The sequence below is a fragment of the Arthrobacter sp. P1_B4 genome (assembly GCF_056406555.1).
Genome location: NZ_JBFTZW010000070.1, coordinates 1 through 16,260, shown reverse-complemented (window position 1 = coordinate 16,260; position 16,260 = coordinate 1). Strand labels below are relative to the sequence as shown.

At 68.7% G+C, this 16,260-nt stretch carries 13 protein-coding genes; 9 read left to right on the top strand and 4 right to left on the bottom strand.

The window, feature by feature from the left end:
• The 7 genes from AC1D1W_RS16390 to AC1D1W_RS16360 all read left to right on the top strand — a co-directional run.
• Positions 1-530: rhodanese-like domain-containing protein (locus tag AC1D1W_RS16390; protein ID WP_476944238.1), on the top strand; the 530-nt coding region annotated here is incomplete at its 5' end.
• Complete coding sequence (locus AC1D1W_RS16385; RefSeq protein ID WP_476944237.1) at positions 527-1,285, top strand: sulfite exporter TauE/SafE family protein; 759 nt, start codon at positions 527-529, stop codon at positions 1,283-1,285. The genes AC1D1W_RS16390 and AC1D1W_RS16385, both read left to right, overlap by 4 nt.
• Positions 1,286-1,408: 123 nt before the next feature.
• On the top strand, positions 1,409-2,812 hold the full coding sequence (locus AC1D1W_RS16380; RefSeq protein ID WP_476944236.1) for an MBL fold metallo-hydrolase: 1,404 nt from the start codon (positions 1,409-1,411) through the stop codon (positions 2,810-2,812).
• A gap of 191 nt (positions 2,813-3,003) precedes the next feature.
• Positions 3,004-3,243, top strand: a complete 240-nt coding sequence (locus AC1D1W_RS16375) for an SHOCT domain-containing protein (RefSeq protein WP_439954108.1) — start codon at positions 3,004-3,006, stop codon at positions 3,241-3,243.
• 8 nt (positions 3,244-3,251) lie between these two features.
• Positions 3,252-4,709 carry a multicopper oxidase family protein gene (locus AC1D1W_RS16370; RefSeq protein WP_476944235.1) on the top strand — a complete coding sequence of 486 codons (1,458 nt, stop codon included), beginning with the start codon at positions 3,252-3,254 and terminating at the stop codon, positions 4,707-4,709.
• 761 nt (positions 4,710-5,470) lie between these two features.
• The gene (locus tag AC1D1W_RS16365; RefSeq protein ID WP_476944234.1) at positions 5,471-6,094 is read left to right on the top strand and encodes a DUF305 domain-containing protein; all 624 of its coding nucleotides are present in this window, start codon (positions 5,471-5,473) and stop codon (positions 6,092-6,094) included.
• Between the two features lie 176 nt (positions 6,095-6,270).
• On the top strand, positions 6,271-6,789 hold the full coding sequence (locus AC1D1W_RS16360; protein ID WP_243179378.1) for a DinB family protein: 519 nt from the start codon (positions 6,271-6,273) through the stop codon (positions 6,787-6,789).
• A gap of 81 nt (positions 6,790-6,870) precedes the next feature.
• On the opposite strand, the gene AC1D1W_RS16355 is transcribed toward AC1D1W_RS16360, so the two are convergent.
• The 4 genes from AC1D1W_RS16355 to AC1D1W_RS16340 all read right to left on the bottom strand — a co-directional run bounded on the left by AC1D1W_RS16355 (position 6,871) and on the right by AC1D1W_RS16340 (position 14,359).
• A complete protein-coding gene (locus tag AC1D1W_RS16355) occupies positions 6,871-7,962 on the bottom strand; it encodes a GNAT family N-acetyltransferase (RefSeq protein ID WP_476944233.1) in 1,092 nt (363 codons plus the stop codon).
• Between the two features lie 21 nt (positions 7,963-7,983).
• Entirely contained in the window at positions 7,984-11,643 is a 3,660-nt protein-coding gene (gene cydD, locus AC1D1W_RS16350) for a thiol reductant ABC exporter subunit CydD (RefSeq protein ID WP_476944232.1), read from the bottom strand.
• 8 nt (positions 11,644-11,651) lie between these two features.
• On the bottom strand, positions 11,652-12,701 hold the full coding sequence (gene cydB, locus AC1D1W_RS16345; protein WP_223917101.1) for a cytochrome d ubiquinol oxidase subunit II: 1,050 nt from the start codon (positions 12,699-12,701) through the stop codon (positions 11,652-11,654).
• A gap of 62 nt (positions 12,702-12,763) precedes the next feature.
• Complete coding sequence (locus tag AC1D1W_RS16340) at positions 12,764-14,359, bottom strand: cytochrome ubiquinol oxidase subunit I (RefSeq protein ID WP_243179398.1); 1,596 nt, start codon at positions 14,357-14,359, stop codon at positions 12,764-12,766.
• Positions 14,360-14,679: 320 nt separating this feature from the next.
• Between AC1D1W_RS16340 and AC1D1W_RS16335 the strand changes: the two genes are divergently transcribed.
• On the top strand, positions 14,680-15,066 hold the full coding sequence (locus tag AC1D1W_RS16335) for a BlaI/MecI/CopY family transcriptional regulator (protein WP_018772400.1): 387 nt from the start codon (positions 14,680-14,682) through the stop codon (positions 15,064-15,066).
• 6 nt (positions 15,067-15,072) lie between these two features.
• Positions 15,073-16,062, top strand: a complete 990-nt coding sequence (locus AC1D1W_RS16330) for a M56 family metallopeptidase (protein ID WP_243179400.1) — start codon at positions 15,073-15,075, stop codon at positions 16,060-16,062.
• Positions 16,063-16,260 lie beyond the last annotated feature (198 nt).

The window sequence follows — 16,260 nt, the reverse complement described above, 5'->3', positions numbered from 1 at the left end:
TCATTGACGTCCGCTCGGCCGCTGAGTTCGAGTCCGTGCACATTCGCGGGTCATACAACGTGCCGCTGCCGCTGCTGTCCGAACACACCGATGAGCTTGCCGCCCGTCTGGGTAGCCGCGTCGTCCTCGTTTGCCAGTCAGGGGCCCGCGCTGAACAGGCGCGGCAGCGCCTCGGCAGTTCCGGCATCAATACGGCCTACGTCCTGACCGGCGGCGTCCCCGGCTTCGCAGCGGCCGGGGGTGACGTGGTCAAGGGCAAGGAACGCTGGGACCTGGAGCGGCAGGTCCGTCTCGCCGCCGGGTCGCTGGTGGTCCTCGGCCTGGCTGGCGGCAAGTTCGTCTCCCCCAGGATCCGGACGCTTGCCGGCGTCATCGGCGCTGGCCTGACCTTTTCCGCGGCGACCAACACCTGCGCCATGGGCCGGGCCATCTCGGCCTTGCCGTGGAACAAGTCCGCCACGGAGCCCACGCGCGAAACCGCCATCATGAACCTCCCGGTTGTTCCGGCTGAGCAGACTCCGGCAGCATGATCGCGGCCCTGTCTCTGGGGCTCGTCGTCGGCATCGTTCTCGGTGTGGTGGGTGGCGGCGGGTCGATCATCGCCGTTCCCGCCCTGGTCTACGGCGTGGGCATGAGCCCCGCGGAGGCCATTCCCACCTCCCTGCTCGTGGTGGGCATCTCGTCCCTGGCGGCACTGGTGCCCAGGCTCCGTGAAGGCATCAACTGGCCAGTGGTCCTGATTGTCGGTGCCGCGGGCATCCCTGCCGCTTGGGCCGGAACCGCTCTGGGCCGCCTGCTCGATCCGAACATCCTGATGCTCGCCTTCGCTGGCATCATGGTGATCGCGGGGATCCGGATGCTCGCGCGGACCAAGGAAACCGACGGTTCCTGCAGCAACGGGCCCACCAGGGCTTTCCGCACCTGCGCCCCAAAGGCCGTCGGGGTTGGCCTCCTGGTCGGGTTCCTCACAGGGCTGCTGGGTGTGGGCGGAGGGTTCCTGATCACCCCGGCTCTCACACTGTCCCTGGGGCTGCGCATGAAACAGGCAGTCGGTTCCTCCCTGGCCATCATTGTGATCAATTCGACGGCGGGCTTCGGGGCCCACGCCGCAGGTTTCACGATCGAGTGGCCCACGGTCCTGGGCTTCGCGGTCCCGGCCATCCTTGGATCCCTCTTTGCTGCCCGACTTGCCCGCCGGCTGCAGGACAAGCACATCCGGGTCTCCTTCGCGATGCTCATCTTTGTCGTAGCGGCATGGGTCACAACGAGCACCGTCACCGCCTGACCCGCCAACCCCCAACCCTGCCGCTGGAGAAGCTCCAGCGGCACTCCTAACGCCCTACCGAAAACCTGGCACAGCCGGCACGCAGGATCAGATACCAAACTTCCCCCACGAAGGAGAGCACCAATGCTTATCGAGCGCATTTACGATGAAGACCTCGCCCAGGCCAGCTACCTGATTGGCTGCCAGGCCAAGGGTGAGGCTGTTGTTGTGGACGGCCGCCGGGACATCGCGGTCTACCAGGAACTGGCCGAGAAGAACGGCATGAAGATTGTGGCCGTCACCGAAACCCACATTCACGCCGACTACCTCTCCGGCACCCGCGAGCTGGCCGCCGCCACCGGCGCCACGATCTACGTCTCCGGCGAAGGTGGCCCGGACTGGCAATACGAATTCGACGGCGAACGGCTCTACGACGGCGACAGGATCGCACTCGGCAACATCACCATCCAGGCTCTGCATACCCCGGGCCACACCCCGGAGCACCTGTCCTTCCTGGTGACTGACGGCGCCTTCAGCGACCAGCCCGGCTACCTGCTCTCCGGCGACTTCGTCTTCTCCGGTGACCTGGGGCGCCCGGACCTGCTGGACGAAGCGGCCGGCGGCGTGGACACACGGTTTGAGGGTGCCAGGCAGCTCTTCGCCAGCCTGCGGGACAAACTCCTGCCCCTGCCCGACTACGTCCAGGTCCACCCGGCCCACGGCGCCGGCAGCGCCTGCGGCAAGGCCCTGGGCGCCATCCCCTCCACCACCGTCGGTTACGAACGGCTCTACGCCTGGTGGGGCCCGTACCTCGCCGCGAACGACGAGCAGGGGTTCGTCAATGAGCTTCTCGACGGCCAGCCGGACGCCCACGCCTACTTCGGGCGGATGAAGCGCGAAAACCGTATCGGCCCGGCAATCTTGAGGGAACGTGCCCCGCTGCAGGAGCTGGACATCGCCGCCGTGGCCAGGGATCTGGCTGCGGACAAGGCAACCTTCATAGACACCCGCTCCAACACCGAGGTCCACGAGGGCACCGTCACCGGCTCCCTGAACATCCCCGCCGGCAAGTCAGTGGCCAGCTACGGCGCCTGGGTCGTGAACCCGGAAACCGACACGAACCCGTTGGTTCTGCTGGCCGCCGGGCCGGAGCAGGCCCAAGAGATGTGGGATCACTTGGTCCGCGTCGGCATCGACAACATCGCCGGCTACGTCACCAGCTTCGAAGGCCTGCCAACCTCTACCCCGCGGCTGATCCAGCCTGCCGATCTGGCCGACTTTGACGCTGCGATGGTGCTGGACGTCCGCAACCGCACCGAGCACCTGGCCGGACACATCCCCGGATCCCACCAGCTCAGCGGCGGCCGCGTCATGTGGCACCTCGACGAACTCCCGGCCGGAGGCACTATCGTGACCTACTGCCAAAGCGGCATCCGCAACTCCGTCGCGGCCAGCGCCCTGCGCCGCGCCGGGTACGACATCGTTGAACTCGACGGCAGCTACGCGGCCTGGGCCGCCCACCGGCCGTCCGTGGCCTCATCCCGCTGACCCTGGGAAGGGACGTCCGTCGCCACGCCGGCCAGAGGCACGCGAAGCCAACGGAGACCGCCGCCGGACGGCGTCGAAGGCTCCCGGGCGGGAAGGCCTTCGGACTCTACCGGGCAGCCGAGGTCGGCCAAAGAATCGGAATAGCAATGGTCTGAGGCGAAAGGGCACCGGTCTTGATGTGGGGCTACGGCATGAATATGGCCTGGATGTGGATGTGGGGCATACTCCTGCTCATCGGCATAGCGCTGCTGGTACTGGTCGCCGTGCGCATGTTTGCCGCAGGCGGCACTCACGGCGGGATGCAGGGACCGCAGGGTCCCTACCCCGGCAGGAGCCGGGCCCGGCAGATCCTCGATGAACGCTTTGCCCGGGGTGAACTGACGGCGGAGCAATACCGCGAGCAGCTAAAGGTTCTCGGCGAGGACCAATAGTGCTCCCAATGAGCCGCCGGAACGCGCTCCTGCTGGGCGGCCTCGGCACGGCAGCCATAGCCGCCGGCGGAGCCGGGCTCTGGTGGACGGGCAGTTCCCGGTTCTCGACCGTCGCGGGCGGAGACTTCACCGACCCGAAGCAGCTGCGCAGCAGCAACGGACGGTTGCAGGTCCGGCTCGAAGCGTCCGCTGGCTCAGTGCAGCTCGGCGGCCAGCAGGCCTCGGCGCTTGGCTACAACGGCGGAATCCCCGGCCCAACCCTGCGTTTGAGGAGTGGGGACGTGTTCGCCGTCGAACTGGTCAACGGCATGGACGTCCCGACAAACCTTCACGTCCACGGACTCCACGTTTCACCCCAGGGCAACGGAGACAACGTTTTCAACGTCGTCGAGCCCGGCCACTCGTTCCGCTACGAGTACCGGCTCCCTGCGGACCACCCGCCCGGCGTGTACTGGTACCACCCCCATCATCACGGCATGGTCGCCGATCAGATTTTCGCCGGCCTGTTCGGTGCGATCATCGTCGAGGACGCACAGCCCGTGGACGTCAGCCGCGAGCGGGTGATGGTCGTCTCTGACATCACCCTGGACGGCTCCGGAACCGTCGCCGGCCCCTCGCCCATGGACCGGATGCTCGGCCGGGAAGGTGAACTTGTCCTGGTGAACGGACAAAGCAACCCGAAACTTTCCGCCCGGCCGGGCGAGCGTGAGCGGTGGCGGATCGTGAACACGTGCGTGGCCCGCTACCTGCAGCTGCGCCTGGACGGGCAGCAGATGCAGCTCCTCGGCATGGATTCCGGCCGCTTCCCCACACCCCGGAACGCGGACGAGGTGCTGCTGGCGCCGGGCAACCGTGCAGATGTCCTGGTCACAGCTGTCGAGGGCGACGCCACTCTCAGTGCCGTCTACTACAACCGTGGCAGCATGGCCGGCATGACGGGACCGGCAGGGCCAGCCCCCAACGGCGCCCAGGGCACAGGGGATCTCGTGCTGGCGACCCTCTCGGTCTCCGGCGCCCCGGCCGAACCTCCTCCGGCGGTGCCGGCCCGGCCCGCAGCGGCAGACCTGAGGACCGCGGCCGTTGCCGCCCGCAGGCAGCTGACCTTCGCCGTCGGCGGCATGGGCATGGGCATGGGAATGGGAATGAGTTTCACCATCAACGGCCGTGAATTCAACGCAAGCCGGACGGACACCACTGTGGCCGCGCAGACGGTGGAGGAGTGGACCCTGATGAATCCCAGCCCGATGGACCATCCCTTCCACCTGCACGTCTGGCCGATGCAGATCATCGAGGAACAGAGCCAGGCGCCGGGCCAGCCCGTCTGGCGTGACGTCATCAACATACCCGCCAACGGGCAGGTGCGGGTCCGGATCCACTTCAAGGATTTCACCGGCCGCTCCGTGTACCACTGCCACATCCAGGACCACGAGGACCAAGGAATGATGGGCGTCATCGAAGTCCGCTAGCCACCGGGAGCAAGTATCCCGACGACGGCCCGGCCAATGCCCAGCCTGTAGCCTTGACCTGGCTACCATCCAACACTTCCAACCGGAGGGAGAATGCCATGGCCGCAGCTTTCATGAGCCATGCCGCAACCGCCCTTCGCCGCGGCTTCCTGCTAGCGGGCCTGCTGGCTGTCGTGGCTGGATTCCTCGGGATGCACGTCATGACCGGAATGCATGGCGCTCATGCCATGACCGCGGTGACATCCTCCGCGGAAGCCGCGGGGTCATCTTCCCGGCCGGAGACCGGCCTCGCACCTCATCCGGCCGCCCATGCCCTGCAAGAGCGCACTATGGGCCATGACTCCTTGGCTCCGCGCCCTGCGACCCCAGCCGGTCCCGACCTGACGGCCGACAGCCGGGCCGCTGCCCCCGCGGTGTCGTGCGTATGCCAATCGAACTGCGCCGACGCTGCGTCAATGCACTCGGCCTGTGTGCCCTCGGCGGCAATGACGTCCCTGGCCGCGCCCCCACCTGGCATGGCGCCGGCCTCGATGCACAACCCGGACACGCACGGCGACGCCGCCGTCAGGGCCTACTGCTGTCTCCCCGCAAGTCCTTCGCCGGGCGATCTGTCCATCAGCCGGACGTAAGACGGGATCGCGCCGTGTCGTTGTCCGGCGTCCCCACTTACCCGACACGCTCCATCCCGTTCTTCCAGCGGCGCGGGCGTGTCATCCGCAGGCGTGCCACAACGCTGATTGATGATTGAAGGACCTGACCCCATGAAGAAAACCCTGACCATTTCTGCCACAATTTCTGCCTTCGGCATTTCCGCCGCCATCGCCCTTGCCGGCTGCGCCGGCACCTCCGGAAGCACACCCGCCGGCACCATGCCGGGCATGGGCAGCGGCGGCATGGGCACGTCGTCCAGCTCGGCGCCCGCAACCGCGGACCACAACGCGGCAGACACCATGTTCACCCAAGGGATGATCCCGCACCACGCCCAGGCCGTGGAAATGAGCGACATGATGCTCAGGAAGCAGGGCATGGACGCGCGGATCACCGCGCTCGCCACAAAGATCAAGGCCGCACAGGCACCCGAAATCGCGCAGATGACGGGCTGGCTCAAGACCTGGAACGAACCCGCCCAGATGGCGTCCGGCCATGGCATGGGTGACGGGGTGATGGGCGACGACGACCTGAAGAAGCTCGATGCCGCCCAGGGCGCCGACGCGGCCAAGTTGTTCCTGGCCCAGATGATCGTCCACCACGAGGGCGCGGTGATGATGGCCAAGACTGAAAGCAGCCAAGGCAAGAACCCTGACGCCCTCAGCCTCAGCAAGGCAATCGTGAGCGCCCAGGAAGCTGAAATCCAGGAAATGAAGGACCTGCTGGCCAGCCTCTAGCAGCGTCCCGGCCCCGGTCCGCCTTCGGACCGGGGCCGTCAACTGGGCGGCCCCGGCCGACGTAGTCCAAAGCATCGGCCGACGGCGGTGCTGCTTTGGCCTCGTACCTGGGTGCCGCACCGGCTGCAGCGACGGGCCGGGATGCCCGGCGGAACGAAAGCACCTACACTGCTGGAATGCCTATCATTCCGGATTCCAAGGACTGGACTTGGGTCCTGTCGCAGCCCTGCCCCGAGTGCGGTTTCGATGTCTCCACCGCGACCCCGGCCACGGTGCCGGGGATCGTCATCAGCATGCTCCCGCGGTGGCGTGCAGCCCTCCGACGGCCGGACGCGACGGAACGGCCCAACGAGGCCACGTGGTCCGTCCTCGAGTATGGCTGCCACGTCCGGGACGTCTTCACACTTTTCGATCACCGCCTGTCCCTCATGTTGTCCGAGGACGATGCCCGGTTCGATGACTGGGACCAGGACAAGACGGCAATCGAGCAGGACTACGCCAACGCCGATCCAGCCCAGGTCGGCGTCGAGCTGACGGCGGAGGGCGAGCAGATTGCCGCGTCCTTCGCACGGGTAAAGGAGGAGGATTGGGTCCGCTTGGGGACCCGGAGCAACGGCTCAGTGTTCACTGTCCTGACCTTCGCGCAGTATTTCCTGCACGACGTCGTCCACCACCTCCACGACGTGGACGGCTAACGCGAAGAACTGGCGCGCGGACGGCAGCCACGCGGACCGCCGGCGGGAAGCCGCAGGGTCTGCGGTTCCCTGAGGCGGCCCCTACGGCACGGCCGGCTGAAGCTCCTTGTCCCACGCCATGCTCCGGTTGACGGCCACATAGCCCATCTTGATGTAGAGCGCGAGGGCCCCGGTCGGGTTCTCCGAGTCGACATCCAGCGAGGCCACGTCCATGCCCGCGGCGGCGAAKCGGCGCATGGCATCGGCCAAGAGCACCTGCGCGATGCCCCGGCCACGRTACTCCCGCCGGACGCCAAGGAGCTCCGTGTAGCCTTCGCGGAAGCCGCGGGTCAGGGCGGCCTCGACGTCGTGGGTGGCCAACTGGTACCCGGCCACCGTACCGGTAGAACGGTCCAGCACGACGCCGCTCAGGTCCGGCCGGGCCTGCGGATCATTCACCACAAAGCCCCAACCCTCGTGGTCGCGGGGCTCGCTGCCCCAGTGGTCCCGGAATGCCGCGTTGTGCGCCAGCCGCACCGGTTCATGCAGCTCCGGCCCAAAAGTGACGAGCTCCAGTCCGGGGTCCAGGGAGGATTCAGGCACAGCCTGGGTCAGTGGCCGGTGCATCTCGTTGTAATAGCGGACAATGCCGTAGCCGGAACCGGCGAACAAGGCGGCCTGGTGCTGGTGCTGCTGCTCGGTATGGAGCCGCAGTCTCGGGCGCGGGACGCCCCCGGCGCCGCCCGCATCGCCGTCGCCGGCATCGCCGGCCGCCCGAGCTGTCCCGGCATCCCCAACCGTGCCGGCAGGCCCTGCGTCCTCGGCAAAGCGGTCCCTGGTCCGCTGTTCCATCCAACCCAGCAGCGAGGTGCCGATCCCGCTCCCCTGCCACTCCGGGTCAACGCAGCCGGAGCCGTTCGCCTTGTCACCGTCGCGGTTCTTGGTGATCCGGCCGTAGGCCCGGGCAACGCCCTCCGGATCGAAGCCGATGATGGTGTTCGCCGTTACCGGGTTATTTTTGGACTCCAGGATCTGTTCCAGGTCCGCCTGGCGCTCGAACCAGACGGGTTCCTCGACGGCGGCCGTGCGGGCAATCAGGCCGGCCCACGCGTCGAGGTCGCGGCGCTCCGCCGGCCGCCAGGACAGCCGGGGATCGAGTGCGGGCCGGGGGTGGAGCTCGCCGTTGCGGTTCATGGCAACAGGCTAATAGGCGGGTTACCCGCGCGCCAGCACGGCCGCCGTCGCCGGACCCTCGCCCGCGGCGCCCGTGGCGGCAGCCGCGGCTGCGGCGTCCAGGTCCAGTCTGGTGTCCGCGGCGTCGATATCGTCCGGGTTGTGGGTGACCAGGACAACGGTCCGGTCGCGGAGCCCGTCGCGCAATTCGGCGAGCATGAGCCTGCCTGACTCCGCATCGAGGTGCGCCGTCGGTTCATCGAGCAGGATGACGTCGGCCCCGGTCATGAGCGTGCGCGCAACGGCCAGGCGCGTACGCTCTCCGCCGCTGAGGAAGGCCCCGCCCGGGCCGATCCGGGTGTCCAGGCCGTCCTCAAGCCGGGCCAGCATCGGGCCGAGTCCGACCGCGTCGAGGGAAGCCCGCAGCTGCTCGTCCCCGTTGGCCACCACGGCGCCGCCGGGTCCACGCTGCGCACTGGCCGTACCGGCGGGAGCTGGCTCCGGCCGCGCCAGGAGAAGGTTGCCGCGGATGGTCGAGTCGAACAGGTGTGCCTCCTGCGGGCACCAGGCGGCGCGTCCGCTCAGGTACAGGTGGCCGCCGGCCGCCGGCAGGAACCCCAGGACCGTGGCCAGGAGGGTCGACTTGCCGGAGCCGGAGGCGCCGGTGACGGCCAGCCAGCGCCCGGGGCCGGCCTCGGCCGTGAGTCCGCTGAAGACATTTCCGCCGCCAGGCCACGCGGCAGCGAGGTCCACGAGTTCAATCCCCGGCCGGCCGCCGGGCCGCGAAGCCACGGGCACCAGTCCGCCCGTTGCGGCGCCGCCGTCCGCGTCACTGTTCGCCCCCGCCTCCAGGACTCCTGCCGCGCTGATCCGCCGCATCACGGCGCGGAGCGCGGGATACTGCCGCACGGCCGTGGTGATGGCCGCGTAAGGGTCCACCAGGGCCAGCTGCACGAGGACGACGACGGCAACAGTCTCCGGTTCGACCACGCCGCTCAGGGCGAGCGGGGCGGCCAGCACGGCGCTGGCCAGGGCGGCCACGGCACAGGCCAGGACGGTCAGGGCCTGGCCGAGACCCTCCGCCCATGCCGACCGCTGTGAGGCTGCCGTCGCGGCCCGGTCCGCCCGGCCAATCGCAGCGAGCACGGGGGCGCTGACGCCGTTCGCGTGCAGTTCTGCGCGGGCGTCCAGGGCAGCGGCAACGTGTCGGAGCACACCGGAGCGGAGGTTTTGTTCGGTGCCGGCGGACATGCGGTCGGCGGCCAACGCCAGGGCGGGGGCAACGACAATGCTCAGCAGCGCTGCCGCGGCCACGGCAGGCAGCGCAGCGGGAAGCAGCAGCCCGATTCCGGCCACTGCGGCCGCGGCGACAGCGATGGCGGTCACGGGCGGCAGCACGACGCGGGGCAAAAGTTCGCGGACCGTGTCGACGTCGTCCACCACCGTGCCGAGTACGTTGCCGCCCTGCAGGAGCCGGCGCAGGGACAGCGCACGGCGGCTCAGCGACTCCCAGAGCCGGCCCCGGAGCCGGGTCAAGGCGGCGAACACGGCATCGTGCAGCAGCAAACGCTCGGAGTACCGCAGGCACGCCCGGCCGACGCCGAAAAACCTCACGCCGACGATCGCGGTGAGCAGGTACAGGATGGGAGGCTGTTCACTGGCCCGGATGATGAGCCAGCCGGACAGCCCCGCGAGGGCGACGGCGAACAGGGCCGCCAACGTGCCTACGGCTCCGGCGGCGGCGAACCGGCCCTTGACCGGGGCCAGCAGGCGACGCAGCTGGGCAGGGACCGAACCGGACGGGCCGGCCGCGCCGGAGCCGGAGCCGGAGACGGAGCCGATTGAGCTGGCCGAACCGGYGGCCGCGGCAGGAGCGGTGCCGGTTTCGGGGCGGCCCGGAGCCGGATCCGGGGTCGGGCTTGGGGCCGGGCCCTGGCTGTGGCCCGGCGCCGCGGCGTCCACGAGGAAGGGCGCCCGGATAGCCGCCGCCCGCACGCCCGGCTCTCCCCCGGCGGATGCCGGCAGCGGCGGGACGAGGGCCGGAGGTTCACCGCCGTGGTGGCCGCCGGCGCCCGGCGTCACCGCGACGAGAGTGTCGGCAAGGTCCCGGGTGTGCCAGTCGTGCGCAACGAGCAGCACGGTGACCTTTCCGCGGAGCCCGGCGAGGGCCCGATTGACCAGTGTGGCCGATCCCCGGTCCAGATGGGCGGTGGGTTCATCCAGGAGCAGTACGCGGGCGCCGGCCTCGATCCTCGCCAGCCCGCGGGCCAGAGCAACCCGCCTCAGCTCCCCCGGGCTCAGCTCGGCAGGGTGCTTGGCCGCCAGGTGCCCCGCGCCCACGGCCGCCAGGCACCTCGCTGCCGCATCGGCTTCCGCGCCCACGTCGGTGCCGGCGGCCTCGGTGCCGGCCGCGGCGTCGGCGGCGGCGGGAACGCCGAGATACAGCCGGATCTCGTCCAGCACCGTGGAGGCCACCATGACGGGGTGCTGTGGCACCCAGGCGACCTCCGCCGTCGTGAATCCTCCGAGACGTCCGGACACGGCGGTCCCCGCGTCCGTCCCGACGGTCCCGGAGAGGACTCCGAGCACGGTGCTCTTGCCGGCGCCGCTGGCACCGTCGAGTGCCGTGATCTGGCCGGCCGCGGCAGTGAAGCTCAACGGTCCGACCGCGGCGTCCGTGCGTCCGCCGAAGCGGACGGTCAGTCCGTCCACGGTGACGGCGGGCGGGCCGGCAGCAGGACCGGAGGCCGGCGTCGGATCCAGGGGTGCGGCTCCGGGGTCCGCGAGGACTGCTGTGGTTTCGGCGAGCGCTGCCCGGCCGTCGTCGCTGGCGTGGTGTGCGGTGCCGAGCTCCCGGAGCGGAAGGTAGCAGTCGGGAGCGAGGATGAGCGCAAGCAGCCCTGCCTCAAGCGCCATGTCGCCGTGGACCAGGCGGACGCCGATGAACACGGCGACGACCGCCACGGAAATCGTCGAGATGAGCTCCAGGGCCAGGGCGGAGAGGAAGGCCGTGCGCAATGTCCCCATGGTCCGGGAACGATATTCCTCGGACATGTCCTCCAGCGCCTGGCGCTGGGCTGAGGCCCGGCCCAGGCCCACGAGGACGGGCAGGCCTTTGGCGAGCTCGAGCATGTGCCCGGAGAGCCGTGCCAGTGCGGACTGGGCGTCCCTGACACGTTCCTCGGTGTACCGCCCGATCAGGATCATGAACAGCGGCACCAGCGGCACCGTCAGCACGATCACCACGGCGCTGACCCAGTCGGCGAACAGGATGCGGGCGCCCAGCAGCAGCGGAATGGCCGCGCAGTTCACCAGCGCGGGCAGGAACTGGGTGTAGTAGCTATCCAGGGCATCCAGCCCCCGGGTTGCCAGCACGGCGAGGCCGCCGTCGGCGGGCCCGGCAGACCGCGTGCCGTTCCTGAGCGCCTGCTCCAGCAGTTGCGAGCGCAGCTCCTCCTTCACTCCGAGCGCCGCCCGGCGTGAGGCCACGGACTGGCCCCATACCGTCAGTGAGCGCAGCACTGCCCCCGCGGCGCCCAGAACCAGCTGGTCTGCCCAGGCGGGGTCATGAGCGGCGAGTCCGGCGAGCATCGAAGCCACGGCCTGCGCCATGAGCACGAGCGAGAGCGCCTTCAGGGCGGCAAGCAGTCCCAGCAGGTAGAGGGCGGAACGGGTCGAGGGGCCGGCGGGGAACGGTCTCATCTGGGAAGTTAGTCCTTCGGTGCCAGCGCTTTGGCGGCGATCGCGGGAAGGAAGCTGTGCGCCTCCGGGATATGCGCTGCGCTCACCCGGCGCCGGAACACCCAGTACGTCCAGGCCTGGTACGCCAGGACCAGCGGCAGCCCGATGCAGGCCACAATGCTCATCAGGCCCAGGGTGTAGTCCGAGGACGAGGCGTTGGAGACGGTGAGATTGAACGCGGGATCCAGCGTGGACGGAAGAACCACGGGGAAGGCGGCACCGAAGATGGAGGCGCTGCCGAGCAGGAGGAAGGCACCCAGCGACATGAAGGCACGGCCTTCGGCCCCCTTGCGGGCGAAATTCCACGCCAGGACCGCGGCGACGACGGCGGCGACCACGGCGGCGATGGTCCAGGCCTCGCCGCTGAGGAGCTGGAGGCTCACCGCCCAGCCGGCCATGGGCAGCAGCAGCACAGGCAGCAGCCGGACGAACCAGGCCCGCGCCCGGTGGCGTACCTCGCCGTCGGTCTTCAGCGCCAGGAACCCGAGACCGTGCAGGAGGGAGAATCCGACGACGGCGAGTCCGCCGAGCACGGCGTAACCGCTGAACCAGGCAAAGGGGCCGCCCTCGCGGTCGCCGTTGGCGTTCAGCGGCAGTCCCGTGGTGGTCAGGGCCAGTGCGGCGCCGACGCCGAAGGCCGCGACGAACGACCCTGCCGAGATGGCCCAGTCCCAGCGGGCGCGCCACCGGGGGTTGTCCACCTTGCCGCGGTATTCGAAGGCGACCGCCCGGAAAATGAGCGCCACGAGAACCAGCAGGAGTGGCAGGTACAGGGCGGAGAAAAGCGAGGCGTACCAGAGCGGGAACGCCGCGAAGGTGGCGCCGCCGGCGGTCAGGAGCCAGACCTCGTTGCCGTCCCAGACCGGGCCGATCGTGTTGATCAGGACGCGGCGTTCGGTGTTGTTCCGGGCGAACCCCTTCATCAGCATGCCGACGCCGAGGTCGAAGCCCTCGAGGAAGAGATAGCCCGTCCACAGCACCGCGATGGCAACGAACCAGATGGTGGGTAGCAGTTCCATGCTGAGAATCCTCTGCGTATTTTTCGTGTGGGTTGCTGGGTGGTGGGGTGCCGGGCGGGCGCCTAGTAGGCGAACGCCAGGACGTCGTCGTCGGGTTTGCCGGGACCGCCCCGGGGGGTGTTGTCCTCGTTTTCGTCAACGGGGGCGTGGGCAAGTTCCGGCATGGCCGAGGCCACGCCGCCGCGGATGTACTTGACCAGGAGCTTGACCTCCACCACCAGCAGCACAGCATAGATGGAGGTCAGGACCACGAGGGAGGTCAGGATCTCTCCGGCCGAGACTCCCGGTGAGACAGCCGCGGCGGTGAACATGAAGACCTGGTCGATGCCGCTGGGGTCCGGGTTGGGGGCGACGACGAACGGCTGGCGGCCCATCTCGGTAAAGATCCAGCCCGCCGCGTTGGCACCAAACGGTGCGAGGATCCCGAACACCGCCAAGCGCATGAGGCCGCGGGAGGCCGGCACGGTTCCCTTGCGGGTGGCCCACAGCGCCAGAAGGGCGGCGAGGGCGGCCACGCCGCCGAAGCCGATCATCATCCGGAAGCCCCAGTAGGTGACTTCCATGACGGGCACGTACTGGATTTGCTGTCCGGCGCGGTCGCCGTAGATGGGGTTGTCCGGCAGGGTAGTGCCGTACTTGTCCTGGTACTCGCCCAGCAGGCTGTTGACGCCCTTGACCTCCGTGGTGAAGTCGCCCTTGGCCAGGAAGGACAGGATGCCCGGGACCTCGATCACGGCCACGATGTCATCGCAGTTCTTGGCGCCGAGGTTGCCGACGCTGAGGACCGAGAAGCCGGTGCCATCATGGCAGGCTGCCTCGGCGGCGGCCATCTTCATGGGCTGCTGCTCGAACATGAGCTTGCCCTGCAGATCTCCGGTGACGGCGGTGCCCGCGAAGGAAATCATGGCGACGACGGCGCCGATCCTCAGCGAGCGGATCCAGACGGTGTGGTCGCTGCGGTCCCGGCCGAGGATGCCGGCGGCTTCGCCGGGGATCACCTTGCCGTCGGCCCCGATGGTGTCGATGCCGTCGTGGCGGCGGCGCCACAGGTGGTACCAGGCGATGCCGAGCAGGAACCCGCCGGCGACGGCGAGGGCACCGAAGAGAGTGTGGGGCACGGCGACCAGGGCCGTGTTGTTGGTGAAGACGGCCCACGCGTCGGTCATGACGGGGCGGCCGTTGACCATTTCGACGCCGACGGGGTGTTGCATCCAGCTGTTGGCCACGATGATGAAGTAGGCCGAGAAGACGGAGCCAATGACGGCGATCCAGAGGCAGGCCAGGTGGATGGCGGGCTTGAGCTGTTTCCAGCCGAAGATCCACAGGCCCAGGAAGGTTGACTCGACGAAGAACGCCAACAACGCTTCCAGGGCCAGCGGGGCGCCAAAAACGTCACCGACAAAGCGGCTGTACTCGCTCCAGGCCATACCGAACTGGAACTCCTGCACGATTCCGGTGGCCACGCCCATGATGAAGTTGATCAGGAAGAGCTTGCCCCAGAACTTGGTCATACGCAGATATTCGGGCTTGCCGGTGCGGTACCAGAGCGTCTGGATCACAGCCACCACCAGCCCGAGGCCGATCGTGAGCGGCACCATCATGAAGTGGTAGACCGTGGTGATTCCGAATTGCCAGCGTGCGATTTCCAAGGCGTCCAAGGCAGTCCCTACTTTTGGCTAGGTCCGAGCAACTTCTACGTGGCGTAGAAATGATTCTTCTACAGAGTGTAGAACACATCGCCGCTTCCCCGTAACTCAGACTCCCACGGCACGTCACGGCCTGCAATGGAAAAAAGCCCCTGTCCCGCCGCCCCGGGGCCGGCGGCGCGACACGCCGGGCGGCCGTGTTCTACTTCATGTAGAAAGAACGCGCAAAACGCGGTAAATTTGTAAACGAAGTATTCACATACACCGCCCCGGCAGGCACCAGCAGTTTCCCAGCATGACGCCGGCGCGGCAGGCATAGAAGGATGTACGCAATGGCAAGTCTCGGTGAACTGGAACGGGCAGTGATGGACCTGCTCTGGGCAGGCCAAGAAGCTGCGACAGCCAATACGCTGCGGGACCTCCTCGCACAAAGCACCCAGCCCCAGGACGGCAGCGCCGGACACGTGGGCAAAGACCTCGCGGTCACCACGGTGCTGACCGTACTCTCGCGCCTTGAGCGGAAGGGCCTGGTGGAACGCGAACGCGGCACCCGCCCGCACCGCTACCAAGCCGTCTCGAGCCGTGCGGACCACACCGCGGAACTCATGCACGAGGTCCTCGGCTCCGCTCCGGACCGCGAAGCCGTCCTGGCCCGGTTCATTGGTTCCGTCACGGATAACGAGGCAGAAACCCTGCGCAAGCTTTTGGGCCGCAGCTAGCGCCCGATGTTCTGGACCTCATATTTTCTGGCGGTCCTGGCGATAGCATTGGCGTGGCCGGTGCCTATCCTCCTCTCCCGTGCCCAGTGGCCGGCCCGCTCCCCCTTCACGGCGATGCTGTTGTGGCAGGCGATCGCCCTGGCCGGCGGCCTGTCCATGATCGGCGCCATGCTGGTTTACGGGCTCGAGCCGGTCGGGGACAACCTGCTCTCGGGCCTGCGGGCGCTGGCTGGCATGGTCTTCCACAATGCCCCCACCACGGAACTGGGCTTCTGGCACATCTTTGCGCTCTCGGCAGCGGCCCTGCTGACGGCGCACCTGGTATTTACCCTGCTGCTGACCTACTACAAGATCCAGCGCCAGCGCCGCCGCCACCGCGAGCTGCTGGACCTCCTGGCGTCGCCGTCCTCCGACGGCCCGGGGACGATGGTCCTGAACGTGGACTCGCCTGTGGCGTACTGCCTGCCCGGCGGAGCACGGTCCGTGACGGTTCTCTCCGACGGCCTCATGGCCGCCCTGGAGCCCGATGAGTTGCGTGCCGTGCTGATTCACGAGAACGCCCACCTGAGCCAGCGCCACCACCTCCTGCTGTGGGCCTTCGCCGCGTGGCGCCAGGCGCTGCCGTGGCTGCCCACCACCCGGCTGGCGCAGGAGTCGGTCAACTCTCTGATCGAGATGCTGGCCGACGACGTCGCGCTCAAGACGGAGAGCAAGGCGACTCTGATCAGGGCGATTGCCATTGTGGCCAGCGGGTCCCCGGCCACCCCCGCGGTGCGCCTGGCGTTCGGCGAGCCCGGCGTGGCCGACGGCGACCCCAGCCAGCCCGGCGCCACCGGAGGCAGTGGCTCGGCGGGTACGACGGCGTCACGCGTCAGCCGCCTGCTCTCGCCGCAGCCGCCGCTGTCGGAACCGCTGCGCGCCGCTGTCCTGGCCTGCTGCGTGCTGCTGCTGGCCGTGCCGACGGCCCTGCTGCTGGTCCCGGGCCTGCTCGGCTAAGTCCGGCCCCCTGGCAGTCCTGTCATCCGGCCCCGACGCCGGACCGCCCCGCCACCGGAGCGGCGGAGCGGCCGGTTTCGCGCCAGGTTAGCCATCTGCGCCGCTATTTCAGCAGCTTGCTGGCCTTGAATTGGAGGTCGACGTTGCCGGACCCGTTGCCCTTGGACGTTCCGTTGATCGCCGAGGTGGTCATGGCGA

What these genes read in the sequence shown, in the direction of transcription:
- AC1D1W_RS16385 (WP_476944237.1), top strand. Translation starts at nt 527, where the DNA reads ATGATCGCGGCCCTGTCTCTGGGGCTCGTCGTCGGCATCGTTCTCGGT.
- AC1D1W_RS16360 (WP_243179378.1), top strand. Translation starts at nt 6,271, where the DNA reads ATGCCTATCATTCCGGATTCCAAGGACTGGACTTGGGTCCTGTCGCAG.
- AC1D1W_RS16380 (WP_476944236.1), top strand. Translation starts at nt 1,409, where the DNA reads ATGCTTATCGAGCGCATTTACGATGAAGACCTCGCCCAGGCCAGCTAC.
- AC1D1W_RS16365 (WP_476944234.1), top strand. Translation starts at nt 5,471, where the DNA reads ATGAAGAAAACCCTGACCATTTCTGCCACAATTTCTGCCTTCGGCATT.
- AC1D1W_RS16330 (WP_243179400.1), top strand. Translation starts at nt 15,073, where the DNA reads ATGTTCTGGACCTCATATTTTCTGGCGGTCCTGGCGATAGCATTGGCG.
- AC1D1W_RS16375 (WP_439954108.1), top strand. Translation starts at nt 3,004, where the DNA reads ATGAATATGGCCTGGATGTGGATGTGGGGCATACTCCTGCTCATCGGC.
- cydB (WP_223917101.1), bottom strand. Translation starts at nt 12,701, where the DNA reads ATGGAACTGCTACCCACCATCTGGTTCGTTGCCATCGCGGTGCTGTGG.
- AC1D1W_RS16370 (WP_476944235.1), top strand. Translation starts at nt 3,252, where the DNA reads ATGAGCCGCCGGAACGCGCTCCTGCTGGGCGGCCTCGGCACGGCAGCC.
- AC1D1W_RS16335 (WP_018772400.1), top strand. Translation starts at nt 14,680, where the DNA reads ATGGCAAGTCTCGGTGAACTGGAACGGGCAGTGATGGACCTGCTCTGG.